Genomic DNA, 17750 nt, shown 5'->3' on the forward strand with positions numbered 1-17750 from the left:
ACATACTCAGTTACTGTCGGGCCTTAGCCTCACTAACAGTAAGAACCCGCCCTCCAAATTCCGCACCGTTCATAGCGTCAATAATCTTCTCAGCATCTTCATCACCGACTTCGACAAACCCAAAGCCACGGCTTCTTCCCGTTTCCCGGTCGGTGATAATCCGCCCGCTCACTATTTCACCGTGCTGAGTAAAGGCAGCAATTAAATCTTCTGATTTGGTAGTCCAGGGTAAATTCCCTACATATAACGTACGCACCAAGATTTTCACCTCACAAGTAGCATTTACTACTATTATGCACTTGGCGGAATAGATTATACGGTAAAATCCCCATTTTCAGGGACCTGTTGCCCGGAAAAAATTATGGATGGTACAGTTTGTTGTCCAAAATATATTGTTCCACAGCTTCCGGAAGCAAGTATTTGATGGGCCTTTTATCCATCACCCGCTGCCGGATATCCGTTGACGAGATCGCCAAAGCGGGGACTTCCATGAAAATAATCTTTTTTAAAAATTCCTGGGGCAAATGGTTGGCTTCCTGAAGATGAAAACCCGGCCGGGTGGCCGCGATAAAGCGGCACTGTTCCATCAAGAATTTCACATTTTTCCAGGTGATGATTTCTAAAATGGCATCTGCCCCGGTAATAAAGTACAAATCGATATCCTGGCCATATTGATCTAAAAAAGCGGCCACCGTATCTACGGCATAAGAATATCCCGGCCTGTCCAATTCCACCCGGGAGACATGAAAAAAAGGATTGGTGGCTACGGCCAGCGCCGTCATATGATACCTGTGTTCCGTGGGCGTAATGTCCTGTACTTTTTTATGGGGAGGCCTTCCGGAAGGAACGAAAATCACCTGATCCAGATGAAATCCGCACCGGGCCGCTTCTGCCGTGACCAGGTGCCCGTAATGAATGGGGTCGAAGGTTCCCCCCATAATGCCTATGGCCATTTTTTTATCCTTTGAAATAGAATCTTCCATAAACCCACCTTTTGGGGAATAGTTTTGAAAATATTATATCAGAATTCAGCAGCAGATGACTACGGTTAATTTCTAATTTGTCCGTTTCCGTATATGATATACTTGATCGTGGTAAGAGCTTCCAGTCCCATGGGACCGCGGGCATGAAGCTTCTGGGTGCTGATGCCGATTTCCGCCCCGTAGCCGAATTGGCCTCCGTCGGTAAACCTTGTTGAAGCATTTACATATACTGCGGCCGCATCAACTTCCTCCAGAAACCGTTGGGCCTTGCCGTAATTGTTGGTCACAATCGCTTCTGAATGCTTGGTCCCGTATAAAGAAATATGTTCGATGGCAGCATCTAAGTCATCGACTACTTTTACAGCTAAAATAAGATCCAGGTACTCCGTAGACCAATCTTCTTCTTTTGCGGGCACCGCTTCCGGAAGGATCCGGCAGGTTTGGGGGCAGCCCCGTAATTCTACCCCCTTTGCCCGAAATTTTTCACCCAAAAGAGGAAGAATCTGAGGGGCAATTTCCCGGTTTACCAGCAGGGTCTCCATGGCATTACATACGCCCGGCCTGCTCGTTTTGGCGTTGATTGCGATGTCCAGGGCCATATCCATATCCGCTTCGCTGTCGATATAGGTGTGGCAATTGCCTACTCCCGTTTCGATCACCGGCACCGTGGCATGATTGACCACATGCTGAATTAAGCCCGCCCCACCCCGGGGAATGACAACATCCAGATATTGGTTCATCTTGAGCAATTCATCTACGGCAGACCGGTCCGTAGACCGCACCAATTGGATGCACCCAACCGGCATCCCTGCCTCTTCCGCCGCCTGGCTGATTACTTCTGAAATAGCCAGGTTGGAGTAAAAAGCTTCCGAACCTCCCCGCAAAACGGCGGCATTCCCTGTTTTTAAACACAACCCGGCCGCATCAGCGGTCACATTGGGCCGTGCTTCATAGATGATTCCCACCACGCCCAGGGGCACCCGTTTTTTCCCGATCATCAGCCCATTTGGCCTTTTCCACATTCCCGTCACTTCCCCTACCGGGTCAGGCAGGGCAGCCAGCGCCCGCATCCCTTGGGCCATTTCCTCTATGCGCATTTCATTCAACAAAAGCCGGTCCATGAGCGCCTCAGGAAGGCCTTTTTGCCGTCCTTCTTTCAAGTCCTTTTGGTTGGCGTCAAGAATCAGGGAGGAATGATGGATTAAAGCCTCTGCGATCATTTTAAGCCCATGATCTTTTTGGGCACTGGATAAGGTGCTAAGTTTCCGGGCCGCCTTTCTGGCCTTGGCACCGATTTCTCTCATTTGGTCTTTCAATTCCATGTCTTCACTCCTCACACTTTCAGCACCATATTGTTCCGGTGAATGACATAATCATATTCTTTGTATCCCAGGATGGTTTCAATTTCCCGGGACTTGTGCCCCATGATCATCCCCAGGTCTTTCGAACCGTAATCCACAATACCCCGGGCAAATTCCTTGTGATCGGCGCTCTGAACGCTGACCGTTGCTCCCGGATCAAAATTTCCTTCAAATCCCACTACGCCTATGGGGAGCAGACTTTTCCCCAAAGCAACAATCGCCTCTTCCGCCCCTTTATCAACCCAGAGAGTTCCCTGCAGTTCCGCCCCGTAAGCGATCCATCTTTTTCTGTGCTGTAGCTTGTATTCTTTGGGAACAAACAGGGTTCCCACATCTTTCCCGTCCATAATTTCATCCAGCACGGCGGGATTCTCCCCCTGGGCGATCACCATGGGAATCCCGGAGTCCCCGGCAATTTTGGCGGCATGGATCTTGGTCAGCATGCCTCCGCTGCCCCACCGGGTACCTGCCCCACCGGCCAGAGCCTCAATTTCCGGGGTGATTTCTTCAATCAGCGGTATTAACTTCGCCTCTTTATTTTCTTTGGGATTGCCATCGCATAATCCCGCAATATCGGACATAAGAATCAGCAAATCCGCATCAATCAACCCGCCCACCAAGGCAGCCAAAGTATCGTTGTCCCCGAAACGGATCTCCTCCCAGGCCACAGTGTCGTTTTCGTTAATGATGGGGATAATGCCCATACTTAGTAATGTGTTCAAGGTGTTTCTGGCATTTAAATACCTCTTCCGGTCCCCGATGTCTCCCCGGGTCAACAAAACCTGGGCCACAGTTTGTCCATATTCCCCGAACATCTTTTCATACATCTGGAGCAGAATACCCTGCCCCACAGCAGCAGCTGCCTGCTTTTCCGGAATGGATTTGGGCTTTTCTCTCATTCCCAGCCTTCCCATACCGACGCCCACGGCACCCGAGGTCACCAGGATTACTTCTTTCCCCCTATTCACTGCGTTGGTTAAGGTACAGGCCAGTTTATCAATCAGTTTTAAATCCAGCTTCCCTGTTTTGTGGGTCAGGGTACTGGTGCCAACTTTGATCACTATGCGCTTGGCATGTGCCAAATCATTTTTTGAAATTAACAGAGCCATCACCCTTCTTGCCTTATTGTCTCTTACCTCTTCCCTTTTGTCATGCGGAATGTCCTCAATTGCAGAAAAGGCCAACTGCCCGAAGGCAAATTGGCCAATTAAGGTAATTCCAACCGGGGTTTCTTTTTAGACTGTCTAAAAAACAGCATATTCTTGCCGATTACTTGCACTAACTCAGAACCGGTGGCATCGGCAATTTCCCCTGCCACTTCTTTGGGTAGTTCCTCGCTGTTTGCTAAAACCTTTACCTTAATCAATTCCCTTGCTTCCAGGGCATCATCCAACTGCTTCAGCAGGTTTTCATTCATGCCGCCTTTCCCAATCTGAAAAATGGGGTCAATTCCCGTACCCATCGCCCGCAAAAACCTTCTTTGCTTTCCAGTCAGCATAGGTTACCGGTACAAACCGGAACCACACCTCCCCTTATTCCATAAATTTATCCTATTATACCACATGTCTATTATTTTCCAAAAGGAAAAATGACAATCCCTTAAAAAAAGCAGGCCTCTGAAGGCCCGCTGTTGTCTACCCTATTTTTTCCATGTCATTCTGCCTGATCTTGCGTCTCCGTTTTTCGTAATCAGGAGTGCCCTTTTTCCACCCTTGGTATTCCTTTTGCCGTTCCACTACCGAATGCTTCTCCCCAATCACAAAATCGTTTTTGGCTGGGCAGTAATACATTGCTTCATTTTGCCTGCAGTTGCCACAATCGAAGCAATCCATAATTTGATTTTCCCCCGTTCATTCATTCAATATAATACACTAGTCTGCGAAATCAAATTCTAACTCTTTAATTCGTATTACGTCACCAGCCTTTGCCCCTTTCTCTCTCAGTCCTTGGTCCAAACCCATTTTCTTAAAGATCCTTTGCAGTCGTTTCACAGCCGCCTCATTCTCAAAATCAGTCATAGCGACATGTCTCTCCACTTCTTCACCGGAAACCACAAAAATTCCTGCTTCATCCCGAAAAATTTGAAATCTTTCTTGAGGAGTAACATGTACATGCCTGATTTCCCTTTCCGCCGGCTCCGTCACCACATTTTTTTCTGCGTCCTGAACCAGTTGGAAAGCCCGCTGCATCAGCAGGGGTAAACCTGCCCCTGTCGCGGCAGAAATAGCAAAAACTTCGTATTGATCTCCCAATCGCTCTTTTAATTCTCCCAGACGCTCTTCTGCTCCGGGAAGATCCATCTTATTGGCGGCCACAATCTGAGGGCGTTCCGCTAAAGACGCTTTGTAGGCCTTTAATTCCCGATTGATAATATCAAAATCATCCCAGGGTGTTCTGTCGGGTAATTCGGACAGATCTAACACATGAATCAGGATTTTCGTGCGTTCCAAATGCCGTAAAAAGTGATGGCCTAACCCGGCCCCGGTATGGGCTCCTTCAATTAAACCGGGAATGTCCGCCAGGACAAAACTATTTCCTTCATCAACCCGCACCACACCTAAATTGGGGCTCAGCGTGGTAAAGGGATAGTCGGCAATTTTCGGTTTTGCCGCAGACACCCGGGAAATGATGGTTGACTTCCCCACATTGGGGAATCCCACCAAGCCCACATCAGCCAAAAGCTTCAGTTCCAGCAGCAGCCACCTTTCCTGTCCCGGTTCTCCCTTTTCAGCAAATTCCGGGACCCGGTTTTGCGAAGACACAAAGCGGGTATTTCCCCGCCCTCCACGTCCCGCTTGAGCAACAACCACTTTCTGGCCATGGAAGATAAAATCTGCGATGATCTCGTCGGTTTCCGCGTTGCGCACCACAGTGCCGAGAGGCACCTGAAGCACCATGTCTTCCGCACCTCTGCCGTGCATGTTTTTTCCCTGTCCGTGCTCCCCTCTGCCGGCTTTATAGTGCTGTTTATATTTGAAATCAATCAAAGTACGTAATCCTTCGTCCGCCACCATGACCACGTCGCCGCCCTTACCTCCGTCTCCTCCGCTGGGGCCGCCTTCTGGCACATACTTTTCCCTGCGAAACGCTACAATCCCGTTTCCCCCGTCGCCGCCTTTCACATAGATCTTTGCCCGATCATAAAACATGAAATACTCCTTCAATCCATTCTATTTTTATATTATATTCTCGATGTTTTTGCTGTCAATTATTCCTTTACGAAAAACTAAAGATTAACATGGTGCCCGCTTCCGATCTTTCTATTCGGGGACAAACCTGATCAAAGGGAGCCGTCTGCCCCTCCCTTAATTTTTGGAGAATCCTGTCCGGAGGCATTTGAGGAGAAAAAGAAATCTCCCACCTTAATTCCCGGGCACTTTCTTTCAGCGTTACTTTTATCCAGCGCTCACCCTGTGCCGAACGGCTGATACAGTCAATGGACGTGTTAAGAACCAGCTCGAAAAAATCAACTAAGGGATCGGAAAAAATCTGACAGGATAAATTTTCCGGTTCGGTCTGAAAGCGCAAATTTACTTCCAAGCTTTTGCTTTTTTGCACAGCCATGAGAAGGATCATGACCAGAGCAGGCTTGTCCAGCCTAGTCACACTGCTTAATGCTTCCATATCGGCAGTAATCTGATGAATATAGGATATGGCCCGGTCCTTATGATTCAATTGCAAATAGCCTAAAATAACTTGGAAATGGTTCAAAAAATCATGCCGTTGTTCCCGAAAGAGGCCAGCCATGTCGTTGCATAATTTATCCGCGTGCTTATTCAGTGTAATACACCTCCGTCCATTTATTCTCCAAGATCAGGCGAACTCCTTTTTCCTTTAAAAATAAAGATGGGATAGCTCCCCATGCGATACCCCTTGATAAAAAATGAGCAGAATATATTTTTCACCTTTTGGATCCAAGTCATTCACATGATCTCAGGTGCCACATGTTGACACTGCTTGAAAAATAATGATAATTAATAAGGAGAACGTCAATGACTACTTCCTGCTATGCGCAGACATGAAATCAAGAATAAGGAGGAAAATGGAATGCTGATTCTCAACGCAGATGAAATGTGGCAAGCGGTAAGCTTGCCGAAAGTGATGGATACCGTGGAAGAAGCATATCGGATTTTTGCTAAAGGTGAATTTTTTATGCCGGACCGTCCCGTCGTCACTCATGGCGATGATACGCTTCTTTATATGCCTTGCTTTACAGAAAAATGCTTTGGCACAAAAGTACTGACCCTATTTCCCGCCAATCCTGCCAAGGGGTTCCCCTATATTGACGGACTGATGCTCCTGAACGACGCCGAATCCGGCAAGACCGTGTCTATCATGGACGGCGGATGTCTGACCGCCATGCGTACCGGCGCTGTGGGCGGTGTGGGCATGCGCTGCTTTTCTCCTGCCAGCGCCCATACCGTGGGTGTGATCGGCGCAGGAAAACAGGGTTTCTATCAGGCGCTTTACGCGACCTGTGCCCGTGATATCAGACACATTTACCTGTACGATTCTTTCCCCGGCAAAGATTTCGGCCCTTATGTCGCATCCCTGCAGGCTGCATTAGGCGGGAAACAGCCGGAAATCCATGTCTGCGGCAGCCCGGAAGAACTGCTGGCCAACAGTGAGATCGTCGTCACGGCCTCTCCGGCCACTTCTCCCGTAATGCCAAATGACACAGCTTTGCTGAAAGGCAAATGCTTTGTGGCGATCGGTTCTTACAAACCGACCATGCGCGAGCTTCCCAACGCGATCTGGGAACTGGTGGACCATGTTTATACGGAACTCCCTTTTGCCATGGAAGAAAGCGGCGACCTGTCGCAGCCGTTGGAAGACGGCATCATCACCGAAGATCGGGTCCGCTATATCGGCGATTATCTGCTCGCTCATCCCGTTCCCGTTCCGCCACCCCCAGGAACAACCACGTATTTCAAATCGGTCGGTATGGGGTTGCTGGACCTGTGTGTCGCCGACTTCATTTATCATGAAGCACTGCGTACCGGTATGGGGCAGAAAGTCAGGTTCTAGGGCTATAATGGCTTCAAAGAACTCCCATGTGGTTTGCAGCTGTGATAAATTCCCCATAGAATTTTTGAAAAAACTCTTGACAGAACAGATGGGATTAGGTATCTTATTAATAAGTTTTAAAAATACAATCAGAGGATTCAATGGCGAATCACTAGTGTATGTTTAAAAGCAACGAAGCTTTCCGGAGGGTATCTCTATGGAAAGCTTTTTTTCTAGGTTATGCAGCCTGGAAAAGATGTTTGCTCAAACAGCGATGAGCAACGGCGCTCTCTACAGACAAATGTTCTTTTGTCTTGGGGAGCGTTTTTTATGACAAAATCGATGAGGTGATGCGGATGACAACCCATGTAATCCATGGTGAGAAAAAAATTGGCCTGGGGTTTGCCCCCCAAAAAGAAGGGGAATTTTCCCCCGTATCCTCGGGAATACTGGATAGATTTTTGGGTTTCCTCCAAAAAATGAATCTCGCCGCCAGGGAAACAGCTTATGCCAGGCGCGGATTCTATTCCTACAAGCAGGAATAGGAAGAGCATGTAATTCTTTTATCGCTTTGACGGTTTAATTTAATAAAAGGATGATTCAGTGTGGAATCATGTTTTCCGGGCAATGGCGCTCTCTAACCGTTAGTTTTTTAACGAATTCTAGAGGGTGCCTTCTTTTTTACTTCACTAAAATGAGGTGACCGCTTTGATCCCTGAAGCTTTATTCGACCAGAAAGAGTTAAATAGCACCGTGATTAAAGAAATCTCCCTGAAGCTGGGCGCAACCATCGTCGGGTTTGGGGATGTCAGTACGGGTCTGGCTAAAGAATTTCGCCACATGCCCACGGCCATATCCCTGGCCATCAAACATCCCTTCCCGGAAGATGCCCTGGAAAATAGCACCGGGGCACAAACCGTTTACCTGCACCATTACCCGGAGTTAGACCGGACCCTGGAGGGAATTCAAAAACGGATCGTCAAGTGGCTGAGAGGGTTGGGGTGGAGAGCCTTAGCGATTCCCCCTTATTCGGATAGGATCGATGCCCGGTTTATCGCCAAGCTGTATCCTCTTTTTCCCCATAAGACTGCCGCCACTTGCGCCGGGCTGGGTTGGATCGGCAAGAACGGACTGCTGGTAAATTCCACCTTCGGTGCCCGCCTGAGTTGGGCAACGATTTTAACGGACGCGCCACTGGCAGTTAGTGAAACCCCTCTTTATTCCAGCCGGTGCGGAGCATGCCGCCGTTGTGTGGACGCCTGTCCGGTCGGAGCCCTGCTGAACGTGAAATGGTCCCGGAGTAAACCAAACAGACCGTTGGTGAATTTTGACGCCTGCCGCAGCCAATTGGCCAAAAACCACCAAGAAACAGGGGTATTTGCCTGCGGACAATGTATTTTAGCCTGTCGTAAGGGCAGTTCTTGCCATCCCTTATTTTTTAGCCAGGCATCGCAATCATAATGCAGACAAAAGGAGGAAATGATCATGGCAATGCGCAAGCGGGAACGATTTTTACAGGCCCTGGCATCTCAACCCGTAGACAGGCCGGCCGTCTTCAGTGCCTGTCAACATGCCACCTATGAACAAATGGAAAAATTGGGGGTGTACTGGCCGGAAGCCCACCGGAACGGAAAGGCGATGGCTACCCTTGCCGAAGGAGGACATACTATTTTAGGATTGGATGCCGTACGTGTCCCCTACTGTCAGACCTTTGAGGTGGAAGCCCTGGGGGGCACCATCAAAGATGCCGGCCGGGAAGGCATCCCCAGCGTGGCCACCCATCCATACCAACTGGGAGAAGAACCAGTTTTTCCGGAAGATTTTCTCTCCCAGGGCAGGATTCCTCAGCTTCTGGAGGCGGTCCGCATCCTTAAAGAGACCGTCGGTGAAGAGGTTGCTGTGATCGGAGGCATTGTCGGTCCTTACACGGTTGCCGTCAACCTGGTGGGCGTGCCGGAAATGATGAAGGCCAGCTTTAAAAGGCCGGACACCGTGGTTCCTTTTCTGGACTTGGCGGAAAAAGCCGGCACCACCCTGGCAAAAGCTCTGATAGACGCCGGCGCTGATGTGATCTGTGTGGAAGATATGATGGCCTCTATTGATATGCTGCCCCCGAAAATATACCGGGAGTTAGCGGCCCCCTATGAAAAAAAACAATTCAGCCAGATTTCCGTACCTACCATCATCCACATCTGCGGCAGACTGGACAAAGTGATTGCCGACCTGGCCCAAACCGGGTGTACCGCCATCAGTGTGGAAACATCCGTGAATATCGCGGAGGCCCGGGAAAAAATTGCGCAGGCCGGCCTTCAGGTCCCCCTGATCGGCGGCGTTGATCCGGTACGCCACCTCTGGAACGGAACCCCGGTCACAGTCCATGAGGCAGTAGGAAAAGCCGTCAGCGACGGCATCTCCCTCATCTCCCCGGGATGTGCCGTGGCCCCAAGCACCCCGACGGAAAACCTTTCGGCCATGGTGCAGGCCGCAGAAAGGAGCATCTAGATGTCATTTCATGTGATTTTTCAGCCTTCCGGACGGCGCGGGCTCATCAGCGCAGAGAAAAGCCTTTTAGAAGCCTCCCAGGAATTGGGCGTGGATATTGAGGCTCCTTGCGGAGGTGCCAAGGTGTGCGGAAAATGCAAAGTGAAAATTGAAGAAGGCTATTTTGAAAAATTCGGCTTGGATTCCCAAATGTCCCACCTGTCCTCCCTGACAGAAGAAGAAAAAAGGATGTTACGGCCTGAAGAGTTGGGGGACAATTACCGGTTGGCCTGCTGCGCCAAGGTTCAGGGTGATATTCTGGTCTTTGTTCCGGAAGAAAGCCGGGGCGCAAAACAAATCGTCCTGGAAACAGGTACAGACCGTTCCTTTCAACTAAATCCGGCCGTTAAAAAATACTATGTGGAATTGGATCCAGCCACTTTAGAAGACCATCGAGACGATTTTATCCGCTTGAGGGAAGCCCTCAAGAAAAAATTTACCGACTTAAATGACGAGATCACCATTGATTACCCGGTCCTCCTTGCCCTGCCCGATGTGATCAGAAAGAGCGGGTGGAAAGCCACGGTGACCCTGTGGAACAACCGGGAAATCATTCAAGTGGAACCGGGGGTAGTAGAAAATGCTTATGGCATTGCCATTGACATCGGTACTACCACCCTAGCCGCTTACCTGTGCAACCTGGCCACGGGAGAAGTGCTGAACCGGGACTCCATGATGAATCCCCAGGTCCGCTATGGGGAAGATGTCCTTTCCCGCATCACCTATGCCATGATGCAGGAGGACGGCCTGGACAAAATGCACCGGGCCATCGTGGAAGGGATCAACACCATGACGGCACGCATGACACAGGCCAAAGGCCTATCCCCCGAACAAGTCGCCGAAATGGTCCTGGTTTTTAACACCGCCATGCACCATATTGCCCTGAATATTCATCCCCAGTATGTAGGGCGGGCTCCCTTTACCCCGGCTTTGAGAAATTCCGCCGATATCAAGGCACGGGATTTAGGCATCAAGATTGCGCCGGGAGGAAATGTGCACTGTCTCCCCATTGAAGCTGGTTTTGTCGGTCCGGATAACGTAGCGGTATTGATCGCCGAAGAACCGTACAAACAAGATGCCATGATGCTGATTATCGACATCGGTACCAATGGGGAAATTGATTTCGGCAACAAAGAACATTTGCTCTCTACTTCCTGTGCCACCGGTCCGGCCCTGGAAGGCGCCCAAATTAAATTCGGCATGCGGGCCGCTCCGGGCGCCATTGAAAGAATAAAGATTGATCCTTCTTCTCTGGAACCCCGGTTTAAGGTGATCGGAGAAGAAGACTGGTATCATGCCGAACAAAAACCCAGCGCCAAAGGCATCTGCGGTTCAGGCATCATCGATGGGGTGGCGGAGTTGTTTAAATCCGGTATTATCGAACCCAGCGGGCGATTTAACATGAAGCTGTCCTCCCCGAGAATTCGCCGGGGTGCCGACAATAAACCGGAATATGTCTTAGCCTGGAGTCAGGAAACCTCCCTCGGCACAGATATTACCATTACCCAGGGAGATGTCCGGGCAGTGCAGCTGGCCAAATCGGCCTTGTACGTAGGGGCGAAGATTCTCATGAAAAAGCGGGGCGTAGATCATGTGGACAGCATCACCCTGGCGGGGGCTTTCGGCAGCTATATCGACAAAGAAAGCGCCCTGGTGATCGGCATGTTCCCCGACTGCCCTTTAGATAAAGTAGTGGCGGTAGGCAATGCCGCCGGGGACGGCGCCAAACTGGCCTTACTGGACACCGGTAAAAGAGTCGAAGCCCAGGAAGCCGCCAACTTTGTCCAATTTGTGGAGACCGCGGTGGAGCCGGACTTTCAGGTTCAGTTTGCCGATGCCATGTATTTCCCCCATGCCAAAGACCCGTTCCCCCATATCCAACATATTCTGGATGCAGTGCCCAAAACAAGTAAAAAAGCCGTCTAAAGAAAGGTGTTGTGCTCATGTTTACATTAACCAAGGATCAAAAAATTTGCCGGATAGAAAATATTCTCGTCGGGGGGCAGCCCGGAGAAAATCCCCCTTTGATGATTGCCTCCATGTTTCATAACGGGGACCGGATTCTGGAAAGCAGAAAAGAGCGCAAGTTCGACCGGAATAAAGCCCGGGATTATCTCTTAAAGCAGGAAGAGCTCTCGGACCAAACGGGCATTCCCGCCCTCGTGGCTATGGTAGCCACTTCTGCCGATGAAATGAAATCCTATATTGACTTTTATCTTTCTGTAAGCAGCAGGCCTTTCGGCATCGATATGTGGGTGGAAAAGGCCCGGCTGGAGGCCATTCATTATGTCGCCGAACTGGGCCTGCAGGACAAGGTCCTGTACAACAGCATTACGCCCTGGGATAAGGATATTCCCGGTCAGGTCGCCCAGCTGAAAGAGCTCGGCATTAAAAACGTGGTGGTCCAGGTTTTTGATGAAGGAAATCAGACGCCGGCGGGAAGAGTCTATTCCCTGAAAAAAATGATGGCAGCCATTGGGGAGGATACCTTCCCCACTGTGCTGGTAGACACTTCCGTGATGAACCTGCCCGCCATCTCCTTCTCTGCCCTGGCCTGCAAGCTGATCAAGCAAGAAACCGGCCTGCCCGCCGGAGTGGCTGCTTCCAACGGTACCTACATGTGGAAAGAAGCCCGGGAAATGTGGGGTGCCGACGGTTTTTCCGCCATGAATTTTTCCGCCCAGGCCATTTCCACCGTTTTGTGGAGCGATTTTCTCTTTTACGGCCCCATTGTGGCAGCGCCGAAGGCCTTTCCGGCCATGGTCTCCGCAGCTCTGATGCTGGCTACCCTAGCCTATGAGGAAACAGGAAAATTACCCACCCATCCCCAACACCCCCTGTTTAAGTTTTTTGGGGATTTCGCCGCTAAATTATCTTAATCAACAAGGAGGAAAAATGCCATGTCATCAACATTAACACCAAAAGAACGGGTTTTAAACTTACTGGCCGGAGAGCCGGTGGACCGGGTCGCCTGCTTCAGCGGCATGGGTAACATTACCACCGCCGGCCTGGAGCACTTTGGCTACCGGTTCCAGGACCTGCATAGCGATGCCAAGAAAATGGCTGATGTCGCCGCTACCTCGTATAAATTATTCAATTACGAATGCGCCGTCGTCCCTTTTGACCTCTGTGTGGAAGCCGAGGTCCTGGGCTGTGCAATGAATCCTTATGATGAAGTAGCCCAAATCCTCTATCCCACGGTAAAAGAAAAAATTGTCCACCAGCCGGACGAAATGGATCTGGTCACTATCCCGGAAAATCTGGAAAGCTTGGGCCGGGTCCCCGTGATTTGCCAAGCCGTGAAATATCTCAAAGAAGATATCGGCGACAAAGTAGCCATTGGCTCCTATCTCTTAGGGCCCTTTACTTTGGCGGGTCAGATCATGGATTTAAACGATTTGTTTAAGCTCTCCTTTAAAAAGCCGAAGCAGGTGGGCGCCTTACTGGATAAAATGGCTGCTGTGATCATCAAGCTGGCCAATATTTACCGGCAAGCCGGTGTGGACTACATTTGCATCCGGGAAATGGGCGCCACCACCGACGTGCTCAGTCCCCGAATCTTTAAAACTTTGATCCAGCCCTATTTGCAAAAGGTGGCCGCCGGTATTGATTATGCCAAAATCCTCCATATCTGCGGCAGCACCAATACCATTGTCCATATTATGAACGAATGCGGATACGATGCCTTAAGCCTGGAAGAAAAGAACGACCTGGTGAAAACCCGGGCGGAAATCGGTTCCGGCACCCTGATCTTTGGCGCGGTCGATGCTTATGATGTTTTAGCCAACGGCACCGGGGAAGATGTGAAGAAGTCGGTACTGAAAAGCTTAGAAGGCGGCGTAGACGGGGTTTGGCCCGGGTGTGACATCTGGCCCACCGCCCCCCTGGCAAACCTGAAAGCAATGACGGAAACGGTGGAAAAGTTCGGCGCCGAGCTTTGGACCCGCAAAAAAGAAAAAGAGATGGCGTCATAAAAGAAAATTGGACTACAGACAAAAACAAAGGAGGCAAAAATTATGCTGACCCCGGAAAAAGAGCGTGAAATACTGGAACTGCTGAAAGATGGCGTGGTAAATTTCGATGAGGATTTAGTGGCCGAAGTGTCCCAACAAGCTTTAGATCTGGGCATGGATGCTTACAAAACCGTTTTTGAAGGGCTTGTGCCCGGCATGCAGGAAGTAGGCCGGCTTTATGAAGAGCAGGAATATTTTGTGCCGGAAATGCTCATGTGTGCCGACGCCCTCTATGCCGGGCTAAATATTCTCAAGCCCCATATGACAAACCGGGAGAAAGGCATCAAAGGACAGGTCGTGATGGGTGTAGTCCAGGGCGATGTCCATGACATCGGCAAAAATATTGTGAAAATGATGTTCGACGTCGCCGGCTTCGAAGTGCACGATTTAGGCCGGGATGTCCCCCTGGACAAATTCCTGGAAGAGCAATTAAAAACAGATTCGGAACTGGTTTGCCTTTCTGCCATGATGACCACCACCATGGTGGGCATGAAAGAAGTGATCACAAAAATCAAAGAAAGAAACCCTAAGGTAAAGATCATGATCGGCGGTGCCCCTGTCACGGAAGATATTGCCGATAAATGGGGTGCGGACGGCTATGCCAAGGACGCCAGCAACGCCCTTCAAGAAGCCATTAATATGATTTCGTCATTGAAGGATATCTGTGCGGCATCATAATATCCACATAAATAGAGGAGGTAGGGACCGTGAGTGAAATATTGGCGAAGCTCCAACAATCCATTGAAGAATTTGACAGCGATCTGGCCGTGGAAGCGGCAAATGAGGCGATCACGGCTGGCATTGATCCCATTATGGCGATCAATGAAGGCCTGTCCAAGGGAATGCAGACCATCAGCAACCTATTTGACGAGGGAGAAATCTTTGTTCCCCAAATCCTCCTTGCCGCCGAGGCCTTTGAGGAAGCGGTAAAGATTCTGACCTCAGTTCTGCCGGAAGATCTGAAAAAGCAGGCCTCCCGGGGCAAGGTTCTCATTCATACCGTGCAAGGGGACATTCATGACGTAGGCAAAAACATTGTCAAAACCATGCTGGCGGCCAGCGGCTTCGAAGTAATTGATTTGGGACGGGATGTGCCCGTGGATGAGGTGATTAGAAAAGCCAAGGAATTGGAGGTAGACATTATCAGCGGATCGGCTTTAATGACTACCACCATGCCGGCCCAGCGCGAAATCATTAAAGCTCTGGAAGAAGAAGGCATTCGTCATAAATTTAAGTGTTTGTTCGGGGGCGCCCCGGTCTCTCCGGAATGGGTGGCAAAGATCGGCGCCGACGGATATGCGGAAAACGCTTCCGAGGCCATTGAAAAGGCAAAAGCTTTATTGGCTTAATCAGAAAGGAGTGAGAAAAATGGCTTTGCCAAAAAAGGTCACTGTTTTTGACATTTATGACCGGGCCAAAACCGGCCCGAAACTTGAGGAAAAGGAATGGGATACCAAGGTGATCCCCCAAACAGCCGCGAAGCTGAAACAGAAATACGGCATTAAAATGGATAAACAAGTGATTGTTCCTACGGATCAGGAACTCATTCGTCATCTCTTTCAAGCCGGACTGGAGATGCTGGTGGAATGCGGGGTATACTGCATGGATACCGGCCGCATTATCAAGTATACCGAAGAAGAAGTGCTGGCTTCCCTTGACGCCGCACCATCCAAGGTCATGATCGGGGAAGGAAAGGACGCTGTGGAACTGGCCTGCCGCAGTTACCATGATCCCCGCCCTCCCATCATTCAGGGAGGCCCTACCGGAGCTCCCTGCTCAGAAGAACATTTTTTGGGGATTCATCAGTCCTATGCCCAGGAGCCCCTGGTCGGTACCATCGTAGACGGGGTCCTGCAAACGATCAACGGTCATGACCCGGTTCCGGGCAGCCCTTGGGAAATCGCCGCCGTGAAGTCCGAAGCGATCCTGGTGCGGGCTGCCCAGCTCAGAGCCGGCCGATCCGGCATGGGATTGTAGGGGAATGAAACCTCCCTTTCTGCCGCCGGGGTGATCGCGGCCGATTTTCCCGGCGGGATGCGGCCATCTGACAGCCATGAAGTGTCCCAGTTAAATGAGCTGAAAATCGATGTAGGTGCATTGGCTTTCACCGCCCATTATGTACTGGCCGGGAACATCATCATGTGCGAACAGATGCCCATTTACGGGGGCTACGCCGGCGGCCTTGAGGAAACGACCATCGTGGACGTGGCTACCACCATTAATTCTTTTGTGATGACGCAGGCTACCTGGCATTTAGACGGTCCTGTCCATGTGCGCTGGGGCATCACCACCGCCAGAGAGGCTCTGGCAGTGGCCGGCCACTGTGCCATGGCCATCGAGGCCAATACCCACTTAATGCTGGGCAACCAATACTATACCATGGCCGGCCCCTGTACGGTCATGTGCCTGCTGGAAACAGCGGCCCAGGCTATTACCGACACCGCCAGTGGCCGGGAAATTGTCTCCGGTGTTGCTGCCGCGAAAGGGGTTGCCACCAACTACACCACCGGTATGGAAGCCAGAATGATGGCAGAGGCAGCCCGGGCTGTAGCCGGCATGGAAACAGAAAAAGTCAACGAGATTCTCAATAAACTGATTGCCTTATATGAAAAAGAATACAAAACCGCTCCTAAAGGCAAGCCATATCAAGAATGTTACGATGTGGTAAGTTTAGTTCCCACCCAGGAATACCTGGATGTATACGATGAAGCAGTTAAGATACTGACCGGTTTGGGCTTGACCTACTGGACAAAATAAATTTTCCAACCAAGGTGTCTCCCGCATCCATGATCAGGATTCCCCATGGGAATCCTGGTCGGTTGGAATTAAAATTAATGAACCCAGGTGAATACCGGGGTTACTTTTTTTAGCAAAAAAGCCCAATCCCTTTGATCAAAAAGTCTCCCTTACTTTCTGATACCCATAAGGAACCCTTCAGACCAAGTGGCAAGCAGAACGAGACGAGCATGAGGTCGACAGCGGGTCGCACTGCAGGACGCAGTGCGTCGGCAACTGAGACATGGATGTCGAATTTGCCGTGTGCCCGCTGGAGGCCGAATGGGAGTCCGTTTCTGCTCCACGAAGGTCTAGGGTGACGTTGGGTGTCTGGAAGTAAGTGTTTCTCTCTTTGAGCTCCTTATACAACGGGAAAAACAAAAAAGGCTGCCGACTTTATCAGCAACCTTTTATCATTCCATTTTCACTTAGTTATACTGCAGCAGTCTCCCCATAAACACTGACCTGTTTTTTGGTTTGACTCTTCCGTTCAAACTTCACATAACCATCTATCGTCGCAAATAAGGTATCATCCTTGCCCAAGCCTACATTCACACCCGGGTGGAACTTTGTACCCCTTTGGCGGACCAGAATGCTGCCTGCGGTGACAAACTGACCGTCATGACGTTTGAGTCCCAATCGCTGCGCGGCACTGTCGCGACCATTCCTTGAACTACCACCGGCTTTTTTGTGCGCCATAACATCCCACCTCCTTAGGCTTCAATTTTTTCTACCTGTACTTTTGTAAAGGGCTGGCGATGCCCCTGTTTTTTCCGGATATTCTTTTTCGCTTTGTAATGGAACACCACAATCTTTTTGCCTTTGCCTTGTTCCAGAACTTTTAAAACCACCTTGGCACCGGAAACTAAAGGAGTCCCCACAGTCAAAGCGCCGTCCTTGCTTACGGCAAGCACCTTGTCAATCTCCACGGTCTGTTCTGTCTCTACGGGGAGTTTTTCCACCCGCAGCACATCCCCTTCCGCTACTTTGTACTGTTTTCCTCCTGTTTCAATAATCGCGTACATGTTGCACCTCCTCGTCAAATACTCGCCCCGTTTTGGTGGCCTCAA

At 50.2% G+C, this 17750-nt stretch carries 19 protein-coding genes and 1 pseudogene; 10 read left to right on the forward strand and 10 right to left on the reverse strand.

Annotation, left to right across the window (positions count from 1 at the left end; all coding sequences use genetic code 11):
- Positions 1-10: 10 nt before the first annotated feature.
- The 8 genes from DCMF_RS12410 to DCMF_RS12445 form a co-directional block, all read right to left on the reverse strand.
- Positions 11-259 (reverse strand): RNA recognition motif domain-containing protein, encoded by a 249-nt coding sequence (locus tag DCMF_RS12410; protein ID WP_236860260.1) that lies wholly within the window; start codon positions 257-259, stop codon positions 11-13.
- A 100-nt stretch (positions 260-359) separates the two neighbouring features.
- Positions 360-983: a nicotinate-nucleotide adenylyltransferase gene (gene nadD, locus DCMF_RS12415; RefSeq protein WP_148134724.1), complete on the reverse strand. Its 624-nt coding sequence runs from the start codon at positions 981-983 to the stop codon at positions 360-362.
- Positions 984-1048: 65 nt separating this feature from the next.
- Positions 1049-2305 (reverse strand): glutamate-5-semialdehyde dehydrogenase, encoded by a 1257-nt coding sequence (locus DCMF_RS12420; RefSeq protein ID WP_269467163.1) that lies wholly within the window; start codon positions 2303-2305, stop codon positions 1049-1051.
- An 11-nt stretch (positions 2306-2316) separates the two neighbouring features.
- Positions 2317-3453 carry a glutamate 5-kinase gene (proB, locus tag DCMF_RS12425; protein WP_148134725.1) on the reverse strand — a complete coding sequence of 379 codons (1137 nt, stop codon included), beginning with the start codon at positions 3451-3453 and terminating at the stop codon, positions 2317-2319.
- A 98-nt stretch (positions 3454-3551) separates the two neighbouring features.
- On the reverse strand, positions 3552-3842 hold the full coding sequence (gene yhbY, locus DCMF_RS12430; protein WP_148134726.1) for a ribosome assembly RNA-binding protein YhbY: 291 nt from the start codon (positions 3840-3842) through the stop codon (positions 3552-3554).
- A gap of 136 nt (positions 3843-3978) precedes the next feature.
- A complete protein-coding gene (locus DCMF_RS12435; RefSeq protein WP_148134727.1) occupies positions 3979-4176 on the reverse strand; it encodes a hypothetical protein in 198 nt (65 codons plus the stop codon).
- Between the two features lie 39 nt (positions 4177-4215).
- Complete coding sequence (obgE, locus tag DCMF_RS12440; protein ID WP_148134728.1) at positions 4216-5493, reverse strand: GTPase ObgE; 1278 nt, start codon at positions 5491-5493, stop codon at positions 4216-4218.
- 67 nt (positions 5494-5560) lie between these two features.
- Positions 5561-6091 (reverse strand): Spo0B domain-containing protein, encoded by a 531-nt coding sequence (locus tag DCMF_RS12445; RefSeq protein WP_148134729.1) that lies wholly within the window; start codon positions 6089-6091, stop codon positions 5561-5563.
- A 300-nt stretch (positions 6092-6391) separates the two neighbouring features.
- On the opposite strand from DCMF_RS12445, the gene DCMF_RS12450 reads away from it, so the two are divergent.
- The 10 genes and pseudogenes from DCMF_RS12450 to DCMF_RS29675 all read left to right on the forward strand — a co-directional run bounded on the left by DCMF_RS12450 (position 6392) and on the right by DCMF_RS29675 (position 16662).
- Positions 6392-7372: an ornithine cyclodeaminase family protein gene (locus DCMF_RS12450; RefSeq protein WP_148134730.1), complete on the forward strand. Its 981-nt coding sequence runs from the start codon at positions 6392-6394 to the stop codon at positions 7370-7372.
- 335 nt (positions 7373-7707) lie between these two features.
- Positions 7708-7896 carry a hypothetical protein gene (locus DCMF_RS12455; protein ID WP_148134731.1) on the forward strand — a complete coding sequence of 63 codons (189 nt, stop codon included), beginning with the start codon at positions 7708-7710 and terminating at the stop codon, positions 7894-7896.
- Between the two features lie 163 nt (positions 7897-8059).
- Positions 8060-8812 carry a 4Fe-4S double cluster binding domain-containing protein gene (locus DCMF_RS12460; protein ID WP_148137875.1) on the forward strand — a complete coding sequence of 251 codons (753 nt, stop codon included), beginning with the start codon at positions 8060-8062 and terminating at the stop codon, positions 8810-8812.
- 24 nt (positions 8813-8836) lie between these two features.
- Positions 8837-9853, forward strand: a complete 1017-nt coding sequence (locus tag DCMF_RS12465; protein ID WP_148134732.1) for an MtaA/CmuA family methyltransferase — start codon at positions 8837-8839, stop codon at positions 9851-9853.
- Entirely contained in the window at positions 9854-11818 is a 1965-nt protein-coding gene (locus DCMF_RS12470) for an ASKHA domain-containing protein (protein WP_148134733.1), read from the forward strand.
- 17 nt (positions 11819-11835) lie between these two features.
- Positions 11836-12771, forward strand: a complete 936-nt coding sequence (locus tag DCMF_RS12475) for a tetrahydromethanopterin S-methyltransferase subunit H family protein (RefSeq protein ID WP_148134734.1) — start codon at positions 11836-11838, stop codon at positions 12769-12771.
- 21 nt (positions 12772-12792) lie between these two features.
- Entirely contained in the window at positions 12793-13866 is a 1074-nt protein-coding gene (locus tag DCMF_RS12480) for an MtaA/CmuA family methyltransferase (RefSeq protein ID WP_148134735.1), read from the forward strand.
- Positions 13867-13908: 42 nt separating this feature from the next.
- Entirely contained in the window at positions 13909-14583 is a 675-nt protein-coding gene (locus DCMF_RS12485) for a corrinoid protein (protein WP_148134736.1), read from the forward strand.
- Between the two features lie 29 nt (positions 14584-14612).
- Positions 14613-15254: a corrinoid protein gene (locus DCMF_RS12490; RefSeq protein ID WP_236860261.1), complete on the forward strand. Its 642-nt coding sequence runs from the start codon at positions 14613-14615 to the stop codon at positions 15252-15254.
- 19 nt (positions 15255-15273) lie between these two features.
- Positions 15274-16662 (forward strand): annotated as a pseudogene (locus DCMF_RS29675) (monomethylamine:corrinoid methyltransferase).
- A 450-nt stretch (positions 16663-17112) separates the two neighbouring features.
- Here the strand turns inward: DCMF_RS29675 and rpmA are convergent.
- Together rpmA and rplU are read right to left on the reverse strand one after the other, a co-directional pair.
- Complete coding sequence (gene rpmA / locus DCMF_RS12500) at positions 17113-17379, reverse strand: 50S ribosomal protein L27 (RefSeq protein ID WP_148134738.1); 267 nt, start codon at positions 17377-17379, stop codon at positions 17113-17115.
- Positions 17380-17393: 14 nt separating this feature from the next.
- Positions 17394-17705: a 50S ribosomal protein L21 gene (gene rplU / locus DCMF_RS12505; RefSeq protein ID WP_148134739.1), complete on the reverse strand. Its 312-nt coding sequence runs from the start codon at positions 17703-17705 to the stop codon at positions 17394-17396.
- Between the last annotated feature and the right edge of the window lie 45 nt (positions 17706-17750).

Source organism: Candidatus Formimonas warabiya, from assembly GCF_002777255.1.
GTDB lineage: Bacteria > Bacillota > Dehalobacteriia > Dehalobacteriales > Dehalobacteriaceae > Formimonas > Formimonas warabiya.